The 26,880-nt window shown below is 35.5% G+C and carries 22 protein-coding genes and 1 pseudogene; 9 read left to right on the forward strand and 14 right to left on the reverse strand.

The features are described 5' to 3' along the window. Positions 1-40: 40 nt before the first annotated feature. The 4 genes and pseudogenes from VKJ25_RS01775 to VKJ25_RS01785 all read right to left on the reverse strand — a co-directional run bounded on the left by VKJ25_RS01775 (position 41) and on the right by VKJ25_RS01785 (position 1,840). Positions 41-313, reverse strand: coding sequence for an HNH endonuclease (locus VKJ25_RS01775; RefSeq protein WP_324234956.1), 273 nt, complete (start codon positions 311-313; stop codon positions 41-43). 74 nt (positions 314-387) lie between these two features. Further along, the gene (locus VKJ25_RS01780) at positions 388-756 is read right to left on the reverse strand and encodes a hypothetical protein (RefSeq protein WP_324234908.1); all 369 of its coding nucleotides are present in this window, start codon (positions 754-756) and stop codon (positions 388-390) included. Positions 757-1,648: 892 nt separating this feature from the next. Beyond that, positions 1,649-1,711, reverse strand: a pseudogene (locus VKJ25_RS24425) (XisI protein); the annotation flags it as partial. A 6-nt stretch (positions 1,712-1,717) separates the two neighbouring features. Next, the gene (locus VKJ25_RS01785; RefSeq protein ID WP_324234909.1) at positions 1,718-1,840 is read right to left on the reverse strand and encodes a hypothetical protein; all 123 of its coding nucleotides are present in this window, start codon (positions 1,838-1,840) and stop codon (positions 1,718-1,720) included. 349 nt (positions 1,841-2,189) lie between these two features. Between VKJ25_RS01785 and VKJ25_RS01790 the strand changes: the two genes are divergently transcribed. After that, positions 2,190-2,996 (forward strand): TPM domain-containing protein, encoded by an 807-nt coding sequence (locus tag VKJ25_RS01790; protein WP_324234910.1) that lies wholly within the window; start codon positions 2,190-2,192, stop codon positions 2,994-2,996. Between the two features lie 650 nt (positions 2,997-3,646). Here VKJ25_RS01790 and VKJ25_RS01795 read toward each other — a convergent pair. From VKJ25_RS01795 to VKJ25_RS01815, 5 genes are all read right to left on the reverse strand, one after another. Beyond that, positions 3,647-4,396 (reverse strand): carbonic anhydrase, encoded by a 750-nt coding sequence (locus VKJ25_RS01795; RefSeq protein ID WP_324234911.1) that lies wholly within the window; start codon positions 4,394-4,396, stop codon positions 3,647-3,649. 77 nt (positions 4,397-4,473) lie between these two features. Then, entirely contained in the window at positions 4,474-5,109 is a 636-nt protein-coding gene (locus VKJ25_RS01800; RefSeq protein ID WP_324234912.1) for a hypothetical protein, read from the reverse strand. A 302-nt stretch (positions 5,110-5,411) separates the two neighbouring features. After that, on the reverse strand, positions 5,412-5,837 hold the full coding sequence (locus tag VKJ25_RS01805) for a thiol-disulfide oxidoreductase DCC family protein (RefSeq protein WP_324234913.1): 426 nt from the start codon (positions 5,835-5,837) through the stop codon (positions 5,412-5,414). Between the two features lie 43 nt (positions 5,838-5,880). After that, on the reverse strand, positions 5,881-6,963 hold the full coding sequence (locus tag VKJ25_RS01810; protein WP_324234914.1) for a bifunctional heptose 7-phosphate kinase/heptose 1-phosphate adenyltransferase: 1,083 nt from the start codon (positions 6,961-6,963) through the stop codon (positions 5,881-5,883). Positions 6,964-7,811: 848 nt separating this feature from the next. After that, entirely contained in the window at positions 7,812-8,357 is a 546-nt protein-coding gene (locus VKJ25_RS01815) for a response regulator (RefSeq protein ID WP_324234915.1), read from the reverse strand. Positions 8,358-9,263: 906 nt separating this feature from the next. Here VKJ25_RS01815 and lipA point away from each other — a divergent pair. After that, on the forward strand, positions 9,264-10,205 hold the full coding sequence (lipA, locus tag VKJ25_RS01820; RefSeq protein WP_324234916.1) for a lipoyl synthase: 942 nt from the start codon (positions 9,264-9,266) through the stop codon (positions 10,203-10,205). Positions 10,206-10,464: 259 nt separating this feature from the next. Here the strand turns inward: lipA and VKJ25_RS01825 are convergent, their stop codons facing one another. Further along, complete coding sequence (locus VKJ25_RS01825) at positions 10,465-10,857, reverse strand: hypothetical protein (protein ID WP_324234917.1); 393 nt, start codon at positions 10,855-10,857, stop codon at positions 10,465-10,467. Positions 10,858-11,240: 383 nt separating this feature from the next. Between VKJ25_RS01825 and VKJ25_RS01830 the strand changes: the two genes are divergently transcribed. From VKJ25_RS01830 to clpB, 3 genes are all read left to right on the forward strand, one after another. After that, positions 11,241-11,702 carry a hypothetical protein gene (locus tag VKJ25_RS01830; RefSeq protein ID WP_324234918.1) on the forward strand — a complete coding sequence of 154 codons (462 nt, stop codon included), beginning with the start codon at positions 11,241-11,243 and terminating at the stop codon, positions 11,700-11,702. A 365-nt stretch (positions 11,703-12,067) separates the two neighbouring features. Beyond that, entirely contained in the window at positions 12,068-12,544 is a 477-nt protein-coding gene (gene gloA, locus VKJ25_RS01835; RefSeq protein ID WP_324234919.1) for a lactoylglutathione lyase, read from the forward strand. 933 nt (positions 12,545-13,477) lie between these two features. Next, the gene (clpB, locus tag VKJ25_RS01840; protein ID WP_324234920.1) at positions 13,478-16,189 is read left to right on the forward strand and encodes an ATP-dependent chaperone ClpB; all 2,712 of its coding nucleotides are present in this window, start codon (positions 13,478-13,480) and stop codon (positions 16,187-16,189) included. 304 nt (positions 16,190-16,493) lie between these two features. Here the strand turns inward: clpB and VKJ25_RS01845 are convergent, their stop codons facing one another. Beyond that, a complete protein-coding gene (locus tag VKJ25_RS01845) occupies positions 16,494-16,700 on the reverse strand; it encodes a hypothetical protein (protein ID WP_324234921.1) in 207 nt (68 codons plus the stop codon). A gap of 580 nt (positions 16,701-17,280) precedes the next feature. On the opposite strand from VKJ25_RS01845, the gene VKJ25_RS01850 reads away from it, so the two are divergent. The 4 genes from VKJ25_RS01850 (at position 17,281) to psbU (ending at position 20,430) form a co-directional block, all read left to right on the forward strand. After that, a complete protein-coding gene (locus VKJ25_RS01850) occupies positions 17,281-17,985 on the forward strand; it encodes a DUF3120 domain-containing protein (protein WP_324234922.1) in 705 nt (234 codons plus the stop codon). 236 nt (positions 17,986-18,221) lie between these two features. Beyond that, positions 18,222-19,199, forward strand: a complete 978-nt coding sequence (locus VKJ25_RS01855; RefSeq protein ID WP_324234923.1) for an adenylate/guanylate cyclase domain-containing protein — start codon at positions 18,222-18,224, stop codon at positions 19,197-19,199. Positions 19,200-19,673: 474 nt separating this feature from the next. After that, positions 19,674-19,853: a hypothetical protein gene (locus VKJ25_RS01860; protein ID WP_324234924.1), complete on the forward strand. Its 180-nt coding sequence runs from the start codon at positions 19,674-19,676 to the stop codon at positions 19,851-19,853. A gap of 157 nt (positions 19,854-20,010) precedes the next feature. Then, positions 20,011-20,430 carry a photosystem II complex extrinsic protein PsbU gene (gene psbU, locus VKJ25_RS01865; protein WP_324234925.1) on the forward strand — a complete coding sequence of 140 codons (420 nt, stop codon included), beginning with the start codon at positions 20,011-20,013 and terminating at the stop codon, positions 20,428-20,430. Positions 20,431-20,818: 388 nt separating this feature from the next. Here psbU and VKJ25_RS01870 read toward each other — a convergent pair whose 3' ends face one another. From VKJ25_RS01870 to btpA, 3 genes are all read right to left on the reverse strand, one after another. Continuing rightward, on the reverse strand, positions 20,819-21,040 hold the full coding sequence (locus tag VKJ25_RS01870; RefSeq protein ID WP_324234926.1) for a hypothetical protein: 222 nt from the start codon (positions 21,038-21,040) through the stop codon (positions 20,819-20,821). Between the two features lie 497 nt (positions 21,041-21,537). Continuing rightward, positions 21,538-23,745 carry a CHASE2 domain-containing protein gene (locus tag VKJ25_RS01875; RefSeq protein ID WP_324234927.1) on the reverse strand — a complete coding sequence of 736 codons (2,208 nt, stop codon included), beginning with the start codon at positions 23,743-23,745 and terminating at the stop codon, positions 21,538-21,540. Between the two features lie 2,235 nt (positions 23,746-25,980). Next, the gene (gene btpA, locus VKJ25_RS01880; protein ID WP_324234928.1) at positions 25,981-26,796 is read right to left on the reverse strand and encodes a photosystem I biogenesis protein BtpA; all 816 of its coding nucleotides are present in this window, start codon (positions 26,794-26,796) and stop codon (positions 25,981-25,983) included. Positions 26,797-26,880 lie beyond the last annotated feature (84 nt).

Raw genomic sequence — 26,880 nt, forward strand, 5'->3', positions numbered from 1 at the left:
TTAATAATTGACGTTCTTCTATTCTTTCTAGGCGGTTAAATTATAAAAGTCGAGCAGTAACTCTCCCTTTAGCTGAAGAGGGAATAATTCTACCATTTTTGATGGAAAAATGGTCTAACCAAATATCCTGACGGGGATGATATAGAGAGGTAATATCTCCAGTATCTGGGTCTATAGAAGTTAAATCAGTGCTCTTATATTGATTGCACAAAGTACAGGATAATGCTAAATTATTTTCCTCTGTTGAACCTCCATGTTTTTCAGCAATAATATGATCTATTTCGTGAGTAGCAAAAGTTAAAAATTCTGGAATTCAACAATATTCACAACACTCATTAGCAGGTTCTCAAACTAATCGTCGTAAGGCAGACAAAATCCTAGTTTTACTCATATTTGATATTTTTTTTGTTTTAATTTAAGGTAAGCTTGAGCTTTAGCAATACGAACTAAATGTTCTAAATATTGATATTGTTCCCACTGTTTTTTGTCTTCATTCATAAGTTCCGAACTCCGATTTTTTTCTAATAAAATATTGATTTGATTTTGCAAATTTTCGGAAGGACGCAGGGCAAGAATTTCTTCAGGAGAGGGTAAAGAAACTAAAAATTCTAAAAGGTTAGCAATTCCTTTTAAACCTGCAGTTGAACTAGCATTTAATTCCCGCATTCCTAGTTCTAAATTTTGGGGTAATTCTTTCTCAAAATAATCAAGGCGTGAAATTAATTCATCTGGAATATTTAGAGTAATTTGTGGCATATATCTATCCTGTTTATTATTTGATATTAAAATGATATAACTATTTGATTTCCTTTTTAATTTTAATTTTTATTTGGGGCGATCGCTACATTTAAGAAACCATAAAATTCAAGTTCTTTTATCTATATAAATTAGACTTATTTATCTGAGAGCAATAAGTATTTATTTTATTTAAACAGATTAATGATCTTGAGTTTTTTTTTAAACTATCAAACCATCTTGTATATCTTCAGAATAAAGAACATTTGCACCTCCAGCTAAAGCACTAGCAAAAATTAAGCTATCCCAAAATGATCAACTATATTGATTGCGTAAGTTTGAAGCAGATTCCAGAATAATTAACTCAAATGTTAAGACCTGACAGCGATTATAAATATATTGAATAATTGTCTTAATTTGACTTTCATTAAATTTAGCTTTTTTAATTAACTTAAGTGAAAGTTTATTGATTACTTGGATACTAATAATAAGATTGGGTTATTCTGTAATAGCAGTAGCAATCTTCCGCTTTCTTTCTCTTTCTATGGCTTCTATCCGTTGGTCATTAAACAAGGGATCAAGCCAAACATTTGTATCAAGAAAATTTAGTTCCATTTTAGTTAACGATTAACTTTCATAAATTTGTTCCCTGGTTAAAAAGCTATCGACTTTAATTGGCTTTAGGGAAACCTAACAATTAATACTCGTGAAATAACACATATTCTAGTCTGGCTTTAATGACAAAAAGTTGGGTTTCTTACCTCAACCCAACCTACTTAATGCAAGAATTTATAGCTTACAGAAACATCAGAAAATTGTCGCACAAAAAGCGAATGAAAAGCCAAAACAATATCAGATTTTCCGCACCTAAATCTAATAGTTGTTGAGCAATTCCTTGCTCAGTAAAATCTTCCTAAATCCATATTTTCCCATCTTTAATATCAACATGAATAAAACAACCATAATCCCATTGTTCATTTTGTCAGCGCTGATTTATTTCCGAATCCAAAATCAGTTGTGTTTCATATTGTGAATCTTGAGTATGATATTGATAGTGTTCTTTCACTATTTGCATGACAATTTCTGGATAATTTAATCGCTCCATAACACAATTACCTCCCAAGTACTATTAACCCCACAATATTGTCCTGAGAATTTGACTAATAAGAAAGATAAATAAAAATGATTTCTACATTATAAATACCTAATCAATATTTCCACTTTATTTACTTAGAATCTGCTGTAATTGTTATCCTCAATACATTATTAATAAATGATTTGTATTAACAAAAGACAATATGAACAAGTCAAAAGTCTTAAAACATTAAGATTAACTTAACAATTTGTATAATTATGAGTTAAAGTAAATAATTGTAAAGAAATATAAGATTTTTGCCTTTCATTTTTAAAACAAACATTTATTGTCCACTTTTTGGATATAAACAAAACATACAATGATAAAACTTTTTTCAAAAAAACTTTTTGTGTCAATTACAGCCATCTTCCTAGCTTTATCAACTTTCGCTCTAGCTCCAAAAGTTGCTCAAGCTTACGACAACCCAGATTTACTTCCAGCAGAGCAAACACCAATTATTGACCTAGCTAGGACTTTCACAGACATTCAAGAAGAATCACTAGCCAAAGACTTAGAACAATTTGAAACAGAAACTGGTTGGAAACTGAGAGTTCTAACTCAATTTGACAGTACCCCAGGTAGAGCAGTTAAAGATTTTTGGGGACTTGATAATAACAGTGTATTGTTAGTAGCGGACTCCCGTGGTGGTAATATTCTTAACTTTAATGTCGGTCGCGCTCTCTATCAATTTTTGCCCCGGACATTTTGGGTAGAGTTGCAAACTCGCTACGGTAATCAATTTTTTGTGCGAGATCAAGGTGAAGACCAATCAATTATTCAATCATTAGAATCTATCAAAATTTGTTTACGTCAAGGTGGTTGTAACGTCGTACCAGGTTTACCACGGGAACAGTGGATTTTAACTTTAATTACATCAGCTATTGGTGGATTAATTTGTGGCTTTGCAGCTCAACCTCGTAAATCAAACCAAGCCTTTTCTTGGCAATGGGCGTTAATATTTTCTCCATTGTGGGGAATTTTATTTATTGCTTTTGGTATTGGTCCAGTAGTATCGAGAACTTCAGATTGGTTGCCATTAACTCGTAATGTTGCAGCTTTTCTGATTGGTGCTTTAGCTGCTTATCTAACTCCATTTCTGAGTCAATCTTCTCCTTCTGAAACTTAAAAAAATAAGCATTCAATCGTCAGCTAGCCTCCTACAGAGGAACTGCGTTAACAGCTATCAACTATGAGTTATTAACTCACTTTCATACTGAAGAAGGAGTTAGTCTCGAAAAAGAATTAAAACTTATGTTTTCGTAGCATTTCGTAGGAAAAAAAAAGGCAACGAACTAACTGTAGTAAATTATTAAATTCAAAAGCTAAAAGCTGAATGCTGACAATAATTTTATCTATCTAAACTGAAAAAAATTAAAAAATAGGAATGTTTGATTAATTCAATTATTCCTATTTTTTATTGTTTGAAGTAGTTTTGTTGCTGAGAGCTAATATCAAATCCGGTACGGTATAATTCGCTCGGAGTAGGGGTTTGGTCTCCAAACCCTTAGAATCTAGGAGTTTTAGCCAATTTGTAGGGGCGGGTTTCATTATTAAGTTAACGAGTATTCACCGATAAATTAGCTAAACCCGCCTTCCATGATATCACGCACTAAACCCGCCTTCCATGATATAGCCAACTGTCCTAGGGGGCGGGTTTATATAAATCTTGGAGTAACCATGAAAATTCTGGCTCAAACCCGCCCCTACGCTTTGCACTATTTTAGGTGAAACAATGCACTACTAATAGCGTCCATGGGTAAGTCCAGTATATGAATACTAACTTATTAAAGAAACTTTTCCTTCATCTAAATCATAATAACCACCCACAACTTTGAGCTTATTTTCCTTTACTAACTGACTAATTAATGGAGAAGAATTTATAATTTTCATTTGTGCAACAACATTAGCTTTCACCGCATTTTCTACAGGGTTTCCAGGTTGATTTTTAGCTGCTTCTACAGCAGGTTTAATTGCTGCAACTATACTACCAATCTGACCAGGAAGAGGTTTTTCAGCCATTGCTGCTTGAACTGCCCCACAATTTTCATGTCCTAATACCATCAATACTTTTGAACCTAATACAAAAGTTCCATATTCTATACTACCAATTTCTTCTGGAGTAGCAATATTTCCTGCTTCTCTAACCACAAATAAATCTCCAAAACCTCGGTCAAAAAGTATCTCCACAGGTACACGAGAATCTGCACAAGAAAGAATAGTAACAAAGGGGTTTTGACCATCAGCAACTTCTGTTACTCTAGCCATACTTACATTGGGATTTGTAAGTTTATTTTGTACAAATCTTTGATTTCCTGCCATTAATACTTCCAAAATTTCATCTGGAGACATTTCTGGAGAAACTTCAATTTTGGCAAGTGTTGTTGGTGTGGCTTTTGCTTGCTCAATATTTTTGGTTTGACAACTAACAGCTAAACTTGTTGCTCCTGCTGCTAAAGCAAATTTGCCATAGTTAAGGATTTTTCTGCGGGAAATTTTACTATTAAAGTTTTCTGAATTTGTATTCATTAGAAGATTAATTTAATTACAGCATAACGACACAATACATGAAAATTTATACTATTAGAAAGTTTTCTTTAGTTATTTTATTTTATTTTAATTTTGTCAGCATTTGTGGAGAAATATTTCTGAAAAGGATAAGACAAAATAGCCAAAAGTTTGTCAGTATTTCTGATATAATATTCACGCAGATCGATACAGAGAAGATTGCCTTCTAAGATGAGAAATTGCCAAATTGTTCCTGTAGTTACGGCTCCATAAATGGACAAATTAATATTTTTTTTCAAGTTAAATTTTTGAGCAGCAATCATTTCTGCCATACACTGGGCTAAACCTCCTTTAATATTTTCATTTTTGGCTTCAACTAATGTAAATACTGGTTGGCATATTTCATAAATTTCTCTGGAAGCTGTTAAGATAAAGTCACAATAACCGTTTAATCCTAACTCAGGATCGATATTAAATTCTGAACCCGAAAAAAAACCTACTTCATTTTGATGAATATGTCGAACTTCCAATAGGGTGGGAGCAATTAAAAGTTCAGAGCGAGCTTTTTCGGTATTGATAGCATTAGCGAGGGGAATATTTCTTTCTAAAATTTGTTGTAGAAATGTGCTGACTTCGATAGGAGGAATATCAGCAAATAAATTTTTTGACTCGTCTACTTTTAAGTTAAAGCGATCGCGCACCTCAGCTATGGTTTTAAATTCACTATAGGGCATTTTCAGTTCCTTGTAATTATAATAAAGTTTCTAGAAATGTCTTTATTGTGTAGGGGTTTCCCTACATTAGCGCCAAAGATTAGCTAAATATTGACAGACATCAAAAAAACCATCCCAAGATACATAAGACTTTTGCCTTTTATCGAAATACTTAAGCTAGGCGATCGCCTGCAAATATAAGGACGCTGCTCAACCCATATTGAAATCTATGACCGAATTTCCTATTGCTATTTTTTCATAGGGTAGGGAGTAGAAAGTAGTTAAGAGTTAAGATTTAGAGATGTTGTATGCAACGTTTCTACCTACTTTTTGTTCCCTAACTCAGATAAAGACACTTTGCAACCAACTGGATAAGGTGAATAATAAGTAGTAGAACGTTTACCAAAAATTGTATAACGATTATCTCTAATCTGTTCATAAAAGCGATCGCCTATCCATTTTGCTCCAGGTAAAGCACGATATGCTGCGACAAAGGCATTTCCTGTAGGTAATAATCTGCCTATTTCTTCTGCTGCATCACTACCTTGCCACCGAGATTCTGGTACATTTTTATTAATTAAAATCATTCCCATTTCACAATCTTCAGCAGTAATACCAAATTGATTTAATGCTTCTAAATCTTGCATCGGAATGTACTCAAATAGTTGACCTTTATCTATATTTTCTAAGACTTGTACTAAAGTTACACATAAATTACAATTCCCATCGTAAATTACAATATAGTTCATATTAAAGCTGTTTCCTCCCAAATATCCTAAACTCTCCACATTTCTAACCAACAAGCACCTCCAAAGTTTCCCGCAACTCATCCACCGTTGTAGTTGCCGTACCAAACTTACGCACCACCACACTAGCAGCCAAATTTCCTATCACCGCTGCTTCCCAAGTGGAAGCACCAGCACCCAAAGCTAAAGTTAAAGCTGCCACTACAGTATCTCCAGCACCAGTGACATCAAAAACATCAGTCCGGTTAAAAGCAGGAATATGCCAACAATAGATACTCTCACCCCCATTTCCAGAAATAGTAAAAGGAGGAGGAGAAAACTCAGAAGGAGCTAGACGGTCAAACAAACTCATACCTTCGTCACCACGAGTAATCAAAATTTGTTGTGCATCCGTTAATTTTAACAGATCGCTCCCAGCGCGATAAAGAGTATCAAAATCAGAAATAGTATATCCCACCGCATGCTCCGCCTCCGGAAGATTAGGAGTAAACAAACTTGCGCCCCTGTAACGTTCCAAATTTTTCTGAGTATCAACAATAATTCTGTGAGAATGAGAAACACTCGCTTCAATAGTAGGTTTAGTCAGAACCCCATCCCCATAATCAGAACAAACCACTGCATCCACCTTACCAACTTGTTGCTGAATCAACTCTGCTAACTGTGATTGTAAATCAACACCAGGCAAATCATCAGACTTGCGATCCACCCTAACTATTTGTTGAGTCACAGACTGGCGAGCATGACCAGAAATTCTAGTTTTAGTCACCGTCGGGCGGTCAGAATCAACTAAAATACCAGTAGTATCAACACCAGCATCATCAAAAATCTGACGCAGCGCCATACCCTGTTCATCCTTTCCCACCAAACCAACAACCCGAACCTTAGCGCCCAACTTAGCAAAATTATAAACGGCATTAGCACCACCCCCTGGTACTCGGTCTGTATTTTCGTGACGCAAAATTAATACAGGTGCTTCACGAGAAATGCGTTCGACTTGACCAGTCATAAATTCATCCAGGGTTAAATCTCCGACCACTAAGACTTTAACTTGAGAAAAACCCTCCAGTAAATTCAGGAGTCGAGGGGTAGAACTTTTGAGTAGAGCGATAAATTCTGAGTCTAATAGCATAATTGAAGGAAGAAGGAAGAAGGAAGAGGGAAGAAGGAAGGAAGCCTAGTAGTAGTGTGACATCAAATCCGGTAGTATCGGTATGATTCATTTCCCGTAGGGGTTGGGTCTCCAATTTTTCGGGAACCGTACCCTCTACAAACTAGGAGTTTTCGCCAATACTTATAGTATAATCTTATTCTCCAAAGCAAGCGTTGATATGACACATCAATAAATAGTAGGGGCCACTTTTAGTGGAAATTTTCATGTTTACCTCAGTGGATTGTTTTACCTAAATAAAATAGTGCATTAGGCATCTCCAGAAAAGAGGTATGGGGGCAATAGGAAGAAGGAATTTTTTGGAGATGTCTATTAGCTTTTTTCTTCACCCCATCACCCCATCACCCCATGACTTCATTTTCTAATCCAACATTTAAGATGAAATTGTCTACCACATTTTTAGGTGTGTTAGTCTAGTAGTTACATACAGCATATTTCGGACAAATGAGATTACAGGATAAATGGTGAAAGTATTGTAGTGCGATTTTTCGGGAACCGTGCATCTTGCCCGTATGGGGGTGTACCTCACCAGCAGCGGAAAGGGCTGTAACACATCTAAAATAGTCCAATAAATAGTAGGGGCGGATTTTTAGTTGAAAGTTCAATGCTCAACCTAAATTTAAGTAAACCCGCCCTAATGCACAAAATTAGCTTTGTCAAAAAAATAATTGAGTCCTGCCACCCCACCTTGATTGCACAGCATTCCCTATGGGAATCGGCGAAACGTTTTTAGAGCTTTGCTCAAATCCCCGTTACAAAAACAACTCCTCACTTCTGACTTCTGACTTCATTAACAGTCTACTACTGGACTACTTTTTCAACTTTTTGACAATAGTCACAACTTGAGCCATTTGTTTTTTCAATCCAGCAATTTCAGCTTCCATTTTCTTAACTTGAGCTTCCAATTCCTGAATTTTACCAGAACCATCTCCCGCTTCTGCTACATTATTTGAAGTATCCTCCGTAGGCCGTTGTTTGGATAACTTAAAGGCTAATTGAATAGCTGCTGTTAATTCTTTTTGCTCAAAAGGCTTCTCTAGAAAAGCAAAATAATGTTTCTCAAAAGGTTCAGGAATTTTTTCTGCTACCTCTTCCTTACGACCAGACATAAGGACTAGAGGAATCTTTTTTAATTGAGGTTGGGATTGAATTTTTTGAAATACCTGCCAACCAGTTACTTTAGGCAGCAGAAAATCCAACATAATTAAGTTAGGACGTTCCTTTACAATAAATTTGAGTCCTTCTTGGCCATCTTTTGCTTCTAGAACATTAAAGTTTCCTTGAGGAAGCATTTCCTTAACTCTAACTCTAATAACTTTACTATCATCAATAACTAAAATTTTGTGTCCTGCCACAGCTTGCCCCTCCAATGATGAGTTAATATTTTCAAATTAATTTTATCTATAATGCTTATAGTTAGGACTTACGCGGAAACTGGGTTTATCAACGAAATTTTTTCATCTCAAGAGAATAATTTAAACTAATACACCCTGTTTCTTGGTTAGTTGGCGTAAGTTCTTATAGTTAGCCATCAGTATAACTAAATCTTGGCTTTAATATTAACCAATATTGATCAATATCCACCGACTCTAAATTAAAGAAACTTACAATTAGTTTTTCATCATATCCTTGCTTTCAGACCTTCTTTAATTTTATAGATAGATAAATATTGCACTTCTGGCATTAATATGTTATTTTACTATGACTTATGATATATGCTCTAGCTATATCTAAGCGAGCTATCTAAATTAACAAGTGATTATAGTGGACTGACCCATCTAAAATGGTACATACAATAACTAGCAATAACTAGGGGTGGGTTATAGTGTAATTTATGATTTTGACCATCAGATGAAATAAATCCACTCCAAAATCCCACCTAATTATTTTAGTTGAAATAGTCCAGTAGATTCACTGTAAAACCTAAAAAAGGTTAAGAGCTTTACCAAAAAATCAAGGTCTAAACCTTCTCCATTTTATGGAGAAAAAGCGGTTTTTATGAAAGGTTCCCAAAGGGTGGGATGTTGAGAAAATGCCCTCTTGCACAGCCACTCCGCAAGTACGGAATATCCAATCGACCAAGAAAAGAAGAAAAATTCCTTTTAGTCAATCCTCTTTGTTTATAATAATAGCTAATTATTAATTGTTAATTGTTAATTATTAATTATTAATTATTGAAAGTATGGATACCCCATAAGCAAAAAACCTAATTTGTGAGGTTTAGTAATCCCTTATTTTCGTAACTTCACAAAGTCTGAAAAATGTCAAGGCTACAAAAAAATAGTCAATCAAAAAAGATGAAATCTCAAATTCAGAGTATGCCAAAGTGGCTGCGACCTTCTTTGGGAAAAGCTAGTGAAATTTCTACTGTCCAGAAAATTATCAAGCAGCGTCAACTTCATACAATCTGTGAAGAAGGTCGGTGCCCAAATAGAGGTGAGTGTTATGCCCAGAAGACTGCTACTTTTTTATTGATGGGTCCTGTTTGTACCAGGTCTTGTGCGTTTTGTCAAGTGGATAAGGGTCACGCTCCAATGCCCTTAGACCCAAAGGAACCAGAAAAAGTAGCTGAAGCTGTAGAAATGTTGGGTTTGGAATATGTGGTACTAACTTCTGTGGCTAGGGATGATTTACCAGATGGTGGTGCTAGTTGGTTTGTCGCGACTATGAGGGCCATTAGAGAGCGGAACTCAAAGGCAAAAATAGAAGTCCTAACTGCTGATTTTTGGGGGGGTAAAGATGGAGTGGGTATTGATATGTCTGTTTCTCTCGCTGAACGGCAAAAAAGACGGATTCAGATTGTAGTAAATGCTGAACCTGCTTGTTATAACCATAATATTGAAACGGTCTCTAGATTGCAAGGCCCGGTTCGCCGTGGAGCCAAATATGAGCGATCGCTGGATGTATTAAGAGTTGTAAAGGAATTAAACCCTAGTATTCCCACTAAGTCTGGTTTAATGTTGGGACATGGAGAAACAGAAACTGAAGTAATAGAAGCAATGGGAGATTTGAGAAAAGTGGGATGCGATCGCCTAACTCTAGGTCAGTATATGCGACCTTCCCTAGCACATTTACCAGTGCAAAAATATTGGACACCAGAAGAGTTTGACCAACTTGGGGCGATCGCTAAACAAATGGGCTTTTCTCATGTTCGTTCAGGTCCCTTAGTTCGTAGTTCTTATCATGCTGGAAATAGGGAGTAGGGAAATAGGGAAATGGGGGAGTAGGGGAGTAGGGGAGTAGGGGAGTAGGGGAGTAATTTTTTTTGCCCAACGATGAGCCGAAAATGGTAAATTTTTGATTTTTCGGGAACCGTGCATGGTTGAGCTGATTTTTCGGGAACCGTAAACCAGGTACTTTTTCCCACATAAAAAGGCTAAAACCTTTATTCTTAAATACTTTCAGGTTTAATCAGCTAGCCCTAATAATGAATAATTAATTATTCATTATTCATTATTAAACCTATCCACAAGACATACATTGCCATTCATCTTTTAACAAAGACAATAACTTTTCGTCTCCTCTTGCCTTAGCTAATAAATATTGGCGTTCCAAAATATTACACAAATTTATCTTGTCAACCTGAGCTGTATTATTTTTGGCTTCAACGTGCTGTTGTATCGCTGCTTGAACAATCAAAGTATTTTGTCCTTCCTTGCTTAAAGGTTCCTTCATACTACAAACCGTCTTTTGAGGAGGATGTCCATGTCTGGGTATATGTCTAGGGTAAGGATAGTTCCAACCTTGACCTCTATTTTGTCCTCTGTATTTCTCCACATCTTCCCCAGGCATAATATTAATAGTGGGGAGGTCTTCTTGATTATTTGAAAAACTATTATTTATTTTTAGTTTCATATTCTCATATCCTTTTGTGATCTCAGTTATCAATTATTGGTTTGCTACACATAACGAAAAGCCTCTGGATTTTTAATTCTGTTAACAGTATCTCCGGTTGAGGCTAGAAGCATTAAATTCTATTTTTATTTCTGTATTTATTTTTACATTTTCCTAAGAAATATTCATATTTTTGACAAAATTTTACATAAGTTAGTTTTTATACTTTTTATTCTCTATCTATTCATGGACTTCTGATTAATTTCTGAGAAAAAAAATTAGCTTACTTTTGTAAGTTGACAAAATAGCCAAGCATTATTTAATATAGAAATATATAAAAATAGATCAAAAACTAAGGCCACAATAATATATTTAATATAAGGGTATATTTTATGAAAAAAACTATGGCGAATAAATATACTGATAGTCATCCTTTGCGTAGATTTGTAACTAGAGAGGCATTATCATTTCATTTAGGAATTAAATCAGAGCATATTTATAAAATTAGCTGTTGGAAATATGTAATTCATGTTGTCTGCAAAGGAAAAAGTACATTTGTTAGTTATGCTGATATGCCACCTATTTTAGGAGTAGAACCACCAAGACAAGGTGATTTTGCTAAATGGCGAAAGCGAATAAAAACTAGAAAACAAAAGTATGTACCTAAATTTTGGGCACAGTTTTATGTCAAAAAAATAGAAGATTCTAATTCCATACAAACACTACTAAATTGGCAGAGTTTAGTTAGTCAATGTAGGTCACTAATCTCATTAGAAGGAGTAAAAAAAATTGACCAAGCTGTAGCGGAAAGAAAACTAAAATTAGAGGGACTTCAGGACTTTAAGTATAAAAAAAAACAGAAGTAAAAAATATTATTCGCTATCCTACTTGGGAAAATTGACAATTTAGTTATCAATGACAGCGGATTCCACCAGACGTGAGGTATACCCATCGCGGGCAAGATACCTAGAAACATTTAATTCTGAATAATTGAGCTTTACTTTTTACTTCACACCGTAATCAGCCTATAATAACTGGACTTGGTATAACTTCTAACTTCTAAATTTTGACTTCTACGGTTGAAGAACTGATTTATTGGTCAATGGCAAAAATTTCACTCCTGGCTAACTTTTGACTTCTGAATTTTGAATTTTGACTTAAACTCCCCATATTAACCAAATTGCCTCAAAATGTAGAATTATAAATGTAGTGAAGGAATAAGGAGTAGACCATGCGAATATTACATACTATGCTGAGAGTCAACAACTTAGAAGAATCTCTGAAATTCTACTGTGATGTCCTCGGCATGAAACTAATACGCCAAAAAGAGTATCCTGATGGCAAATTTACTTTGGCTTTCGTTGGTTATGGCAATGAATCAGACAATGCAGTATTAGAACTAACCTATAACTGGGGTGTCGATAAATATGATTTGGGCGATGCTTATGGCCATATTGCTTTGGGTGTTGATGATATCTATAGCGCTTGTGAAAAAATCAAAGCCAAAGGAGGAAAGGTTACTAGAGAACCAGGACCAATGAAACATGGTTCTACAGTTATTGCTTTTGTGGAAGACCCAAATGGATATAAAGTAGAACTAATAGAGAAAAAATGTGGAGACCCAAATGGATATAAAGTAGAACTAATAGAGAAAAAATATACTGAAAAATCTACCATAGAAACTCCGCCTATGTCCGCGCCTTTCTAGTATTATTTGCATCAATATTGAAACCCTTTTTATGATAGGGAAATGCGGAGCAAAATGAAGGAAAAGGCTATATTACGCCTGGCTGAAAAAGTCTTTTTCAGAGGTAAAGAAGTTAGGGATTCAACAATTAATAATTAATAATGACCTTTTCTTCTTATAAAAAAGAAGAGGGTTAGCTGAAAAGATGTTTTTTGTTTATTTATCGATACTTGGAGACGTTTTATACCTTGATTTTTTGCCCTTGTCTAACCACAAGACTAAACTTTTGGAGTATTGTTATACAGAAAACAAGCGCAGTTTTTTATAACCTAAAAAGGCTAGAATATTTATGATTAAAAGTTTGAAATTTAATCAGCTAGCCCTAGTTAGAGGTTGTTTTCTCATACATAAAGTATCGCTTTTAGGAAAAGAGAATTACACTATTAATTATCTATTGATGAAATAGGGTTTACTGATTAAGTCTAAAAGAATTGAGAGATAAAGGTAAGTTTTTTTAGTATTGAAAAAATACTAGGTTTTCGGTGAAAGCGAGCTGAAAAAGTAAGTATTTTTTTGGGGTTAAACAATGTATGAAAATTACTTTGACTATTTTTCTAACTAAAAAAAATCAGGTCTCTTGCTCTTTCCAGGGGAAGAAAAAAAAACTTCAGTATTTCTAGCTTCTGGACACATTTGTCAGCTACTATTAGCGCAGTTCCTCCCTGGGAGTCTAACTGACAACTAAAATAACCACTTCCTCAATAACTCCCCTAAATCCTAACTCCTAACTACTCCCTAGTATTATAACTTATTTAATTAGTATTAATATTTGCATAAAGTGTAAGTAAAAAGTAGTAAGCTAATTCTACAAAACTATTAATATTATCCCAAATTATTTCTAAGTGCTATACAAAACAATATAGAAATAGAAAGAAAAATTTTAGAATAGTTCAAATGCAGCCAACTGACCCAAGTAGATTTACAGAACAAGCCTGGGATGCTATAGTAAAATCCCAAGATGTTGCTAAACGCTACCAAAACCAACAACTAGAAGTAGAACACTTAGTTCTTGCCCTCCTGGAACAAAAGGGCACAGCCAATAAAATTTTAAACCGTGCTGGTATAGAAGCAGAACGACTACAACAACAAGTAGATGCTTTTGCGAAACGCCAACCTAGAGTCGGTAGTATAGAACATCTCTACTTAGGGCAAGGTCTGGAAATTTTTTTAGACTTGGCAGAAGCAGCTAGAGAAAAATGGGAAGATAAATTTATTGCTGTTGAACATCTTTTAATTGCTTTTCACCAAGATAAACGTTTGGGTAATAAACTTATTGGTGGTGGTGGTACTCCCCAACTACCAACTCGCCCCGGTTTTGAACGCCCCCAAACTAACCCAAAAGTTGAATTAGAAGAATTAGAGACAGCTATTAAAGCAGTTCGAGGTAGTAGTAAAGTTGAAGACCAAAACCCAGAAGCTACTTATGATGCTTTGGAAAAGTATGGAAAGGAGTTGACAGAATTAGCAAAAGCTGGTAGACTAGACCCGGTTATTGGTAGAGATGAAGAAATTCGTCGGGTAATTAGTTGTTTGTCTCGACGGACAAAAAATAATCCTGTCCTGATTGGGGAACCGGGGGTGGGAAAAACAGCGATCGCTGAGGGTTTAGCTCAACGTATTATTAATGGGGATGTACCAGAGTCTCTGAAGGAACGACAACTTATTAGTCTGGATATGGGTAGTCTCATTGCTGGGGCAAAGTTCAGAGGAGAATTTGAAGAACGTCTTAGGTCGGTTTTACGGGAAGTGACTCATTCGGATGGTCAAATTATTTTATTTATTGATGAGTTACACACGGTAGTTGGTGCAGGTTCCGGAGGAGGTAATGGTTCGGGGGTAGATGCGGGAAATTTACTGAAACCAATGCTGGCTCGTGGGGAACTCCGGTGTATTGGAGCTACGACTATTGATGAATATCGGAAACATATAGAAAAGGATGCTGCTCTGGAACGTCGGTTTCAAAAGGTAGAGGTTGGTCAACCTAGTGTAGAGGATACTATTTCTATTTTGCGCGGTTTGAAAGACCGTTACGAAACTCACCACGGGGTAAAAATTACTGATACTGCTTTGGTTGCTGCTGCTACTTTGTCTAATCGTTATATTTCTGACCGCTTTTTGCCAGACAAGGCGATCGACTTGGTAGATGAAGCTGCTGCTCAATTAAAAATGGAAATTACTTCTAAACCAGTGGAGTTAGAAGCTATTGACAGACGAATAATGCAGTTAGAAATGGAGAAACTTTCTATTGAAGGAGAGTTGCAAGGGAATAATAAGGATAAAAATGCTGATGCTACCTCATCTGTAAAAGTATCTCCTGCTTTAGAGCGCATTACTAATGAAATTAATACTTTAAAAGAAAAGCAGGAAAAATTTTCTTCTAAATGGTCCGGGGAAAAAGAGTTGTTGAATGCTATTAACTCCCTTAAAGCAGAAGAAGATAAAATTAAGGTACAAATAGAACAAGCGGAACGAGCTTATGATTTGAATAGGGCAGCTCAGTTGAAATATGGAGAACTAGAAACTGTACATCGGGAGCGCGAAGCCAAAGAAGCAGAGTTATTAAAGGTTCAAGCTCAAGGTTCCTCTTTTCTGCGGGAGCAAGTGACTGATGCAGATATTGCCAGTATCGTTGCTAAGTGGACTGGTATTCCGGTAAACCGTTTATTGGAGTCCGAACGGCAGAAGTTGCTCCAACTAGAAAAACATTTACATCAAAGAGTTATTGGGCAGTCGGAAGCTGTATCTGCTGTAGCAGCAGCTATTAGGAGAGCTAGAGCAGGAATGAAAGACCTAGGAAGACCGATCGGTTCGTTTATGTTTTTAGGTCCGACTGGAGTGGGTAAAACTGAGTTAGCACGGGCGTTAGCAGGATTTTTATTTGACCGGGATGATGCTTTAGTTCGCATTGATATGTCCGAATATATGGAGAAGCACGCGGTTTCTCGGTTGGTAGGTGCGCCTCCTGGATATGTAGGTTATGACCAAGGGGGGCAGTTATCGGAGGCAGTAAGACGACATCCTTATTCTGTGATTTTGTTTGATGAAGTTGAGAAGGCACATCCGGATGTATTTAATGTGTTATTACAGGTATTGGATGATGGTAGGATTACTGATTCTCAAGGAAGGTTGATAGATTTTAGCAATACGGTGATTGTAATGACGAGTAATATTGGCAGTGAGTATATTTTGGATGTAGCTGGAGATGATTCTAAGTATGAGGAAATGTATAAGCGGGCGATGGCAGCTCTCAGAAAACATTTCCGTCCTGAATTTTTAAACAGGGTGGATGAAATTATATTATTCCACACTTTAAGAAAGAGTGAATTACGGCAAATTGTGGAAATTCAAGTGAAGAGAATTGAACGATTATTAGGGGAACAAAAGATTAGTTTGAAGTTAACTGCTGCAACTTTAGACCACATTGCTGATGTTGGATATGACCCGGTTTATGGAGCGCGACCTTTGAAAAGAGCGATTCAAAAAGAATTAGAAAATCCTCTGGCAAATTTGATTTTAGAGAATAAATTTCTTAGTGGAGATATTGTGGTAATTGATTGTGTAAATGGTGGTTTAGTATTTGGGAAAAAAGAGGAACTAAATAATTAATAATTAATAATTAATAATTAATAATTAATAATTAATTATTAATAATTAATAATTAATAATTAATAATTAAAGTAAGCGTAGGTTGTGTTTCGTTTCTCAACCCAACCTACATTTCTAGATTTTAAATTAAATGGTAAAAGTAGCGATCGCCCAATAAAAAATCCAGTTAAACAGCAACCAACATCTTGTCCCCCCTTCCGAAGGGGGGTTAGGGGGGATACTTCTTCCTTCTTCCCTCTTCCTTCTTCCCTCTTCTTTCTTCCCTCTTCTTTCTTCCCTCTTCCTTCTTCCTACTCCCTACTCCCTAACTAACAATATTCACACTCAAATTATAATTAGTCCGACTGCCACCCACCGGAAAAACCTCCGCATAATAAAGACCAGCTTCCAAAATAGTCTGAATAATCTCAGGATTAACACCCTCCGCATTTGACTGATTAACTACACTTCCATCCTCAGCATACAATTTAATTCCCAAATCTTGAACAAAAGCATCCACAAAAATACTCACCGTACCTTCCCTTCTAACTTTAAAACGATAAACATCTTCCGTATCTCGATTACTTACTCCCGTGGTAAAACCAATAGTGTCAACCCTAGAAACAACTTCCAGAGAAAGAAATCCTAAAAGTGATTGTAGGGGCGGGTTTCCCCAGGGATTTCAGAAAGGTTCATAAATTGAAAAAAACCCGCCCCCCATATCTAGAATTGTTCATCAACCCGCCCCCACATTTAACTTACCACATTTTGGCGTTGTAGAAAAGAGGGTGGGTTTAGTTACATTTAAGATAAAGCCATAAAATCTCTGATTAAACCCGCCCCTACAGAACCGCCCCTTGGGTATTTTTCCATCAACGGTATTTTCATTTTGTAGTCAGGGGAGCGGGTTTAGTTAAATCTCGGCTTAACTATGAAAATTCCTGTTTCAACCCGCCCCTACAAAAACTGCCCCTACAGATAATTTTTCTGACATAAAAATTTTGATAATATTAAGATCCCCCCATAGGGGATATCAGCTATGATATATTAAATAAAGTAAATTTAAGTAAACAATCTTAAAAATAATTTGTTTAAAAATCTTATTTATTGTTATGATAAAGAGTATTTTTCTAACTTTTACAGCCAGAAATTCTTTAATATCCGTTTCCGAAAAAATTAGAATCAGCGAAAAATGGGCAGTTTTTGCCACTGCCGTCTTTCTAGTATCAGTACCAGTATTTTTTCAAGCTCCTATGGTACGGCAACTACCTTGGTTAAGCCTAGCTATGACTGGGTTTTGGTTATGGCTAAGTCTAAAATTGCTGGAAAACAGAACAACTAATATCTGGGGCGATCTATTATTAGGGTTTACTTGGACTTGGTTCACAGGTTCCATATATTGGGGTTGGCTACGATATGAACCATTCCTCCATTTACCAGTTGAAGCGATGTTTGTACCTTTTGCCCTCTGGTGTCTGAGAAATAATCGAGATATGGTCGGCAACTGTTTTTATTTAGGTTCTCTATTTGGTACGGCAGTGACAGATGGATATTTCTTCATAACTGGCCTGATCCCTTATTGGCGACAGTTAATGGAAGTAGAACCACAAATGGCATTAGAAGTATTTCAGAATGCTTTTACTTTAGTCAACACTTCCTGGGGCATCAGTTGGATTATTGTCTTAGTCGGGATTCTTTTACTATTTGGTATAGCACCTTTGCAGTCAGAAAAATTATACTGGTGGGGATTTGGAGGAGCCGTATTGAGTACAATTTTGGTAGACAGTTTATTTTTATTGGCTGGTGTTGTGGCTTAATACTATAAATAATTAATAATTAACAATTAATAATTACCCTTGTAAACTGTTAAACTGAGATTGTAGAAAATTGTTGTTTTTTATCAGGACTTACGGAAACCGACCAAGAAACTGGGTTTATTGCTGTGATATTGTTGTTAAAACCAGGAAATTTCGTATATCAACCCGGTTTCTGCGTAAGTCCTGTTTATATAAAAGTTTCAACATAATTCGCACAAGTTAAAGCCTGTGTTACTATGAGTGCTAATGTCGTGACTTTGCAACCTCCCCATCTATTGCTTCGGACTGAAGCAGGCGATCGCTACCTACCTTTAGTTGGTAATAATTGTTGGACTATAGGTAGAAGTAAAGATAACACCTTTGTCATAACCGATCAATGGATATCCCGTCACCACACTATGATACAGCAGATGGATACGGGAGATTTTTATCTGATAGACTTGGGTAGTCGAAATGGTTCTTTTGTAAATGGCCGTCGTGTTAGTATTCCTGTTACACTGAAGGATGGAGACTATCTATTATTTGGTCAAACAGAGTTAAAATTTCATTGTCCTGAACTGGAAATGGATACGGAATCAGTGGTTGATATTGATTCTCAGGGTTTTACAGCAACTTTGCACTCTCGTCGTTTAATTTCGGTCATGGTAATAGATATTAGAGATTTTACAATTCTGACGAGAAAATTAGATGAGAGGGTATTATCTGAAGTGATTGGTACTTGGTTTCGGCAAGCAGGAAACATTATTAGTAATAATGGCAGTTGGGTAGATAAATATATAGGTGACGCAGTGATGGCTGTTTGGTTCCATGGAGTTCAGGGAGTTAACGCTACAGAAATACTGGGTATTTTTCAAGCATTGAGACAGATATATGAAGTAACAGAAGAATTAAGTAGAACTTATCCTTTACCTTTTCCCCTCAGAGTCGGAGCTGGAATAAATACAGGTTATGCGATAGTAAGTAATGCTGGTAGTAGTGAGCGGTCTGATTATACAGCATTGGGGGATACTGTCAATGCAGCATTTCGTCTGGAATCATCTACAAAAGAAATAGGTATGGATATAGCTCTAGGAAAAGGTACTTATGAATATATTTCCGATTTAGCAAATCTTCATCAAGTATTCAAGGAGTATGAAGTGAATATGAAAGGCTATGATCTTCCAACCATAACTTATGCAGGTACTTTTAATAATCTCAACAATTTCTTGAGTTAAGAAACTTTCTATAGTAGGGAACAGGGAATAGGCAACCGGGAATAGGGGGAATAGGGAATAGGGGGAATAGGGAATAGGCAACCGGGAATAGGGGGAATAGGGAACAGGGAACAGGGAACAGAGGAGAAGAAAAGATAATAGTACCCCACGAGCTTGAAAAAAGTTCTAGTTATTCCTCTGCTGATAAAATAGGGCTGGGTGAAAAAGTATGAAAGTATTGACATATAAAGCTTTTAGGAAGTTGTTTGTCTAAAAAAAGTACCAGCTTTTAGGTCATAATTCCCTACTCCCTACCTTAACAAAAAAAATTAAGAGACAATTATTCCAACTAATTCCTCTATAACTGCTATTCCTCCTAAATTCCCCTCCTGGGAGGGGTTAGGGGTGGGTTGACTCGCTACTCCCTACTGCCTACTGCCTACTCCCTACTTTAACCATCAGACTTTTCATACGCAAACCCTAAATATACAAACATTGAAAAATAAAGGTTTCAGCATTTTTAGGTCAAAAAAAGTACCAGATTTTTGTGGAAGGAAGGCACGGTTCCCAAAAAATCAAAAAGTTAGTATTTTGGCATATAGTTGGGCAGAAAAATTATCAGCAGAAACAATACAACAGTCTGGTAATATACCCATAGCATTCATTCATGGATAATGAGAATCCTTAAGGGTGACTCTGAAAAATTCTGCACCAGAAGTTTTGGGTTGTATTAAAGCAAAACTTCCTTCAAAACTGTTGCACTTCAGCAAAAGTTTTGGGAGAATTTCCAAAAGCTGTGTAAAAAATATTTAATATTGGGAGAAATACAAAAATGAAGCAAATAGCACGAGTATTGGTAATACTTGGATTATCTCTAGGTTTCATCGCACTACCACACCAACAAGCTCAAGCTGGTAACTTAAGTTTAACTGCATGGCCTTCAGTATCAATCTTAGCAGTACAACCTAACAAGGCCGACAGAAAATTAGCAGAGATTGGAGGAGAAAAGCTCGATCTAAATAATAGTCCTCTACGAAGCTTTCGCAAATACCGGGGAATGTTTCCAACTATAGCTGGGATGATAGTAGAAAATGCTCCCTACGAAAAGGTAGAAGATGTACTAAAAATGCCTGGTTTAACTGAAAGACAGAAAAAGCTTTTAGAAGCAAATCTGGAAAATTTTACAGTGACTCCACCTGCTGATGTTTATATTGAAGGTGACTATAGATTGAATACTGGTTCCTACGACTAAAGGCTAAAAGTTAGTCATTTTTTTATCTTGTCTGTTTGAGTTTTTCCAGCAACTCCTTTGAAAAATGTTATCTAAGCTATTAGATTGAAAGTTAAAAGCTTAGATACAGCAATAAAAAATAATTAATAAAAAAATTTTAGGGGTTTGGTTTCCAAATCCCTTTTTTGCTAAGGTCTGGTTTCCAAATCCCCTCATAGAATATTTCATCTAATTAACATTGCAATAGAAAGTTTTCTAGATATTACTTGACTATCTTTCACAGTGACAATTATCCGGCACTATCTTAGATAAAACTTTTCCCTACGATAAAATCTCAAAACTTACTAAGTTACTATCCTACTTTAATTTCGTCATTTTAATTAGGTTAGAGCAGATTAAGTAACATTATTTAACGTCCTCCTCCACCTTCTTGAGAATCTTCCGGTTGTCCTTGATCTCCTGGTTCTGGTGTATATGCTATTTGAAAAGTAATAGAAATATTTTTTGTATCAACTTGAGTATAGTAATGGTTTATGTCTGTTACTGCCATTACTGGTTTGGGTATCATGCTCAAGATGAAAGTCAGAGTAAGAAAAGTTATACCTTTTTGTGTGGGTAAGATCGTATTCATAAAAGTTATCCCCTGATAGAAAGTACGAAAAGAGCAACTAAATTTTATTGGCCTGAAAAATGGCTATTTGTTTGTGTAAACATCACAGCCACAATATGAACTTGAGCCATAAAGATATGATACCAGTGTATGCACTTAATTTTTCTATGAAGATTTACAGAATCTTCATAAGTTACTATTAAATGTATCAATAATTTTGCCCAGAGGAAACTTGCTAGGTAATAACTATCTTTTATAAGTAGTCATCAACAAAGTTATGACATTCTCAAAAAACCCTAATCAGTGGAGAGATGGGGAGATAGATGGATGCAGGAGTTTTCTAACGCAATGACAAAATTGCCTTGCGTTGTCTAAGTTCTGTTTTGATATCATAGTCAATCCAAAACCCTAAATTTTTGAATCTAAGGAAACTAAAAGCTGGTAGTTTTTTCGACAAAAAAAATTCTCAAACTTTTATCTGTAAAAACTTTGATAATTAATCAGTTAGCCCTAAATAATTAACGTTGTTTTTTATATCTTTTCTTATCTTTGTACATAGCATTATCAGCTTGATCAATTAGTTGATCAACATCCTGACTATTAAGAGGATAAAAACTAACCCCAATACTAATTCCTACAGATAAAGTATTGCCTTCTATTTTGAAAGGTTGATTAATTGTTTGGCAAATTTTTTCAATGACCTTAGATACTTCAAATTCTTCAGGAATACCTGGTAAAATTATGGTAAATTCGTCACCACCAAGTCGAGAAACTATATCACCTCCCCTTAAGCACCCTTGAAGTCTTTGTGATACTAATTGTAATAGTATGTCTCCTATAGCATGACCAAAGTTATCATTAATAGCTTTAAATCCATTGAGGTCTAGAAATAGTAAACCTACAATTTTTTCATTAAAATTTGCCCACTCAATAATTTGAGTGAAACGTTCATAAAATTGTTTACGGTTAGGCAATCCCGTCAGAGGATCGTGATTAGCTTGATGCTGTAAACTATCTCCTAATTTCTTTAATTGCGCGTTATCTGACTTTAATTTTGCTGCTGTTTCTTTGAGATTTTCTTCCATTTTTTTACGTTCAGTAATATCTCTAATTACTCCTACTAGAAATAAATTTCCAGCTCCATCTTGATGGAGAGTTCTTTTAGTAGCAATTATGTGAGTAACTCCCTGACCATCTGTAAAACATTCTTCATTTTCCTGTTCTTGAAAGGTTTGAAATACTAATTCATCTTGTTCCCAAAATATATTAGCTTCATTGACAGGAAATAATTCATAATCATTTTTAATTAGTAAATTTTCTACAGGATAACCAATAAATTTACTATAAGCTTCATTTAAAACAATACGACGATGATGCTTGTCTTTGACGAAAATAGGGTCAGGAATTGCATTAATAACTGAGTGTAAAAATTCTGTTGATTTCTGCCATTCTTCTCTTAAGTAAGCAAGATGAAACATAATCATTGTAGCAGAACCACCAAGAGAGAATATTGAGGGAATTATAGGCAACCACCAACCATTAAAAATGAAGGCAATATAAGAAATTCCTGTAATACCAATACTGATAAAAAGAGTAATTAAAATAGATTTTTTTGGTAATAACAATTTCCAATTTAGATTGGCACCGACCCAAGAAAAAATAATAATTACTAACCATTCTAAAGGTTCAGGCAAAACTTTAATATTTGTTCTGCCATCAAGTGCTGCACTTAAAATCTGACTCAAAAAATTAGCTTGTAGTTCTACACCAGATATTTTTTCTGGGCGAGTGAATAAACGAGCGCTATAAGAATTGATGTGAAAATCTTTAACGCTAGGAGCAGTATAACCAATCAGAACAATCTTATTTTTGAATAAGTCTAGAGTTATATTTCCAGAGAGTAAATCATCCATTGTAACTATATCAAAGCTACCTGTTTTTCTAGGATTTGCTAAAAATTGATAGCCACCTACATCAGCTCTAATATAAGCTCCATCATTTCTTTTTAAACGATTAAATACTGCTAAACCTAACTGCAAATCATTAGCTTTATTAGCTGCTTTTGGTTCAATTCCTTCTGCTCTAAGATAACTTAAAGCAAGTTTCAATGGAAAACTTTCGCGAAATTTTTCATTTTCTGGAAAGATATAAAGAAAGCTACGACGAATAGTTCCATCAGCATCAACAATTAGATTATTGAAACCTACTTGTTGTTTTTGATGCAAAATTTCAGGAGCTTTTACTCCTAAATTATTGCCGATTCCGATTTTTTCAATTCCAATTATATTGGGGATATATTCCAAAGCTGTTACTAAATTTTCATGACCTGGTTCTTGAGGTAAATCACGATATATATCTAAACCAATAGCATGAGGTTGAAGGGAGTTTAATTTGTACAATAATTCTGTTAGCAATTGATCGTTAATGGGATAGCCATACTTTTGTATATCTGCTTCAGTAATTTCTACAATCGCAATTCGAGAGTCTAATGGTTCTGTAGGTCTGAGACAAAAAAAATTATCATAAAGCTTCCATTCCCAAGTTTGCAAAAGACCTAATGAACGTAAAAGTATAACGATACCAGCGGAGGTTGATGCTGTTATTAATACTCGGCTGTTTTCTAATAGCCAATGTTTAATAGTTTTCAGGATGGGAGTTTGGTGTATACCGAAAAGTTTAAACATTTGTAAGTAATCTAAATCTAAATAAAGAACTTTTGTAAGCATTCAGCTATTAGCTGTCAGGTAGCTTCCTCCGGAGGAACTGCGTTAATAACAATAAAAACCTCAACCTGAAGAAGAAGATTTCAACGAATAAAGAAAGTGAAAACTCAATTTTTTAGTCAGATAAAATTTCTGATTTATCGGGAACCGTATTATCAAGCCTGAATCAAAAACTAAAAACAAGAGCTGACGGCTGAATGCTTATTAACTTTTTTGATAGAAAAAACTTCACCATTCAGCTATTAGGATTTACTATTTTCTAGGGAATACTACGGAAACAACTAAAAAAAATCAAAAGATTACTAAATTTTGCTGATCACCTTTTTTTTTTGGCGTAATAGTTCACAAGCATAATAGTTAATTCTTTTTAGATCCTACCTAACCGCTGAATGTTGACAAAAAAACTAGCTCTCTATCTCTAGAGATAGAGATTCTATATACACCCCATCAATAATTAAACTATGATTTTTTATCTACTATTATAGCTTATATATATTGATAATGTTGACAACAAAATTTCTGCCTAAATTGACAGAAAAAAATAGATAGAGTAGATTGAAAATTTTGGGGGTATAAAACACAAAAACCTAGTAAAATAATTTGGTAAATTTACTAGGTTAATCGTACTTTATTTGACTTTATTGAACTGGATTGAAATATTTTCTATACCTCTTTTGTCATATAAATAAGGTAAGCATTCAGCCCTTACCTTTTTAATAAATGATGTAGCTTGATAGACTATTAAGAGTATGAAAATGTATGTAGAGTTATAAATTTAAGTTAAGTAAATTAGCCAGGACTTAAGCAAAGGCACTATATATATAGAGTCTCAGTCCGTTACGAAGCCCACTTTACATGTCGCGTAGCGAAACGCACCCTACCAATAGCGTTTATGGCTTTAGTCCTATTAGCGTTAAAATTTGTTACATATAGCAATGTGCGCACTTAATATTTACAAATTGCCGGAGGTGTCCAATAGCTAAAAACCTTATCTTATAAGCTATTAATTCTTCCTCCATACCTGTTCCCTGTTGCCTTTTCCCTAAAAGCAGCGCTATAACAACAAATTGTAAACTCGATTCAAATCAATTTGAGGTTGGAACTGGAAGTTAGTTTGCAAAACTTAATATAGGGCTTGCTGAAAAAGTATGAGTCGCAAGGGGAGGAACCAGAATCCATAATCCATAAGGGAATGAGAATCATAGAAGAAGTAGCCAAAAGAATATTCCCTTAATTTTCTACCCCTTTGTTGCCCAAAATCTGCTCCTAGCATAAACTGGAATTACCTAAAAGCTGGTACTTTATTATGATCCGCAAAGGCTGAAACCAATGCTCATAAACACTTTGATATTTAATTAGCAAAACTTAATATAGTTAAGGTTTCTTGAAAAAGTCTTTTTGGGGAGATGGGGAGATAGGGAGATGGGGAGATGGGGAGATGGGGAGATGGGGAGGTGAAGAGTAATTTTTTTGCCCAACTATTATTTATGCGCCCAAAATGCGCTCCCTTTTGAATATTAGGGACTTAAAAGCTAGTCCTTTTTGCAGTTATAAAATTGCTACAACCTTTATCTGTCAATATTTTAAGATTTAATCAGCAAGCCCTAACTATATTTGGTGTAATAGCATAGGCTATAAATATGTGTAAAAAATGGTAAAAAGATTGTATGGAGCGTCTGTATGGCAAATAATATAACTTTTTCTACACGGACATCTTCCCTATGATAGCCATACTAAACTCAAACAAAGTCTGCCTGATCTATAGTGCTATAGTTTTTCACACCCTATCAGGACAGAAAAATCAAGAAACAATTATTCCTACTAAATAATTGCCATTTTTCTTAACTGCTGACTCCTGCAAAACTTACAAATTTTTGAAATTTAAACACTAGATATTTATAGCGCTATAGTTTTTTGAGCGCTATATTATATTTAGTGTCTCTGTGTAAGTCCTCAAGAATTTTTTAGCCAACCCTATTTAGGGTTTGCGCTTCTTTAGTCTCTTGGTGAGTATAGGCAATGGTTGTAGGTGTTAATTTTTGTGCATTTTTCTTAGTTTGGTGAAGAAAAATCCCGAGTTCTCAAGATTAATCTAGTAGTTTCTGGGAATTTTGTGTTACCTGAAACAGCCTTTAAGCTTGATAAGTCAATGCTTTGAGATTCCCATACGCAAGCCCTATATAAACAGTCTTAGTAGAAAAAAGTTAGCTCCTGGTTTTTACTTCTCATTTCTAAGTATCATTTTTCCTGATTTTCTAAACTCCGTCGAGTAGCTTCCACAAACTGACTTACACGAATCGGGTCTATGGGTTGTTCTATTTTGCCATGTCGCTTTAGGGAGCTAGACACAATGACCCCATCTGCAGCTGGCATCAAAGTAGAAATATTTTTCCAGTCTGCACCACTACCGATAAATACTGGGGTGTCCCCTGCTGCTGCACTAGCTAATTTTAAATCTTCCAAACTAGGAGGATTACCAGTAGCACATCCAGAAAGAATGACCCCATCAGCAAGACCACGTTCAATTGTTTCTTGGACAACAGTCGTTAGATTTGGGGAACCCAAAGGTAGGGCGTGCTTAACTAAAACATCTGCCAAGATTTTAACGTCACTACCCAGTTCTCGACGATAACGTAAAAGTTGGTGTGCTATACCTTCAATCAATCCTTGGTCTGTGGCCATAACTCCAGTCAGAACATTCACACGGATAAATTGGGCCTCTACACAGGAAGCGATCGCCATGGCACTATGGCCATCATTCCGCAAAACATTAATCCCTATTGGTAGGGAAACTAAGTCCATAATTTTTTGTACCAAGAGAGTCATGGCACTAACTACAGCCGGATCAACTTGGTCTCTAACAAAAGGAGCATCGAAAAAGTTTTCTACTATAATGCCATCCACGCCTCCTGATGCAAGGGCTGTGGCTTCTCTTTCTGCTCTGCTAATAATAGCTTGGAGGTCACCTCCCCAAAGGGGTGAGGTGGGCAGAGGTTGTAAATGTACTACTCCAATAATTGGATTTCTGGTTTTAAATATTTGCTTTAAGTCCACGGGTTTACCTGAAACCACAGTTATTCATACTCTGTGATTATCCCATTGCAAATGCAGATTTATTCTATTTCCTTTAACCTTTTT

The organism is Okeania sp., assembly GCF_035285525.1.
Taxonomy (GTDB): Bacteria; Cyanobacteriota; Cyanobacteriia; order Cyanobacteriales; family Microcoleaceae; genus Trichodesmium.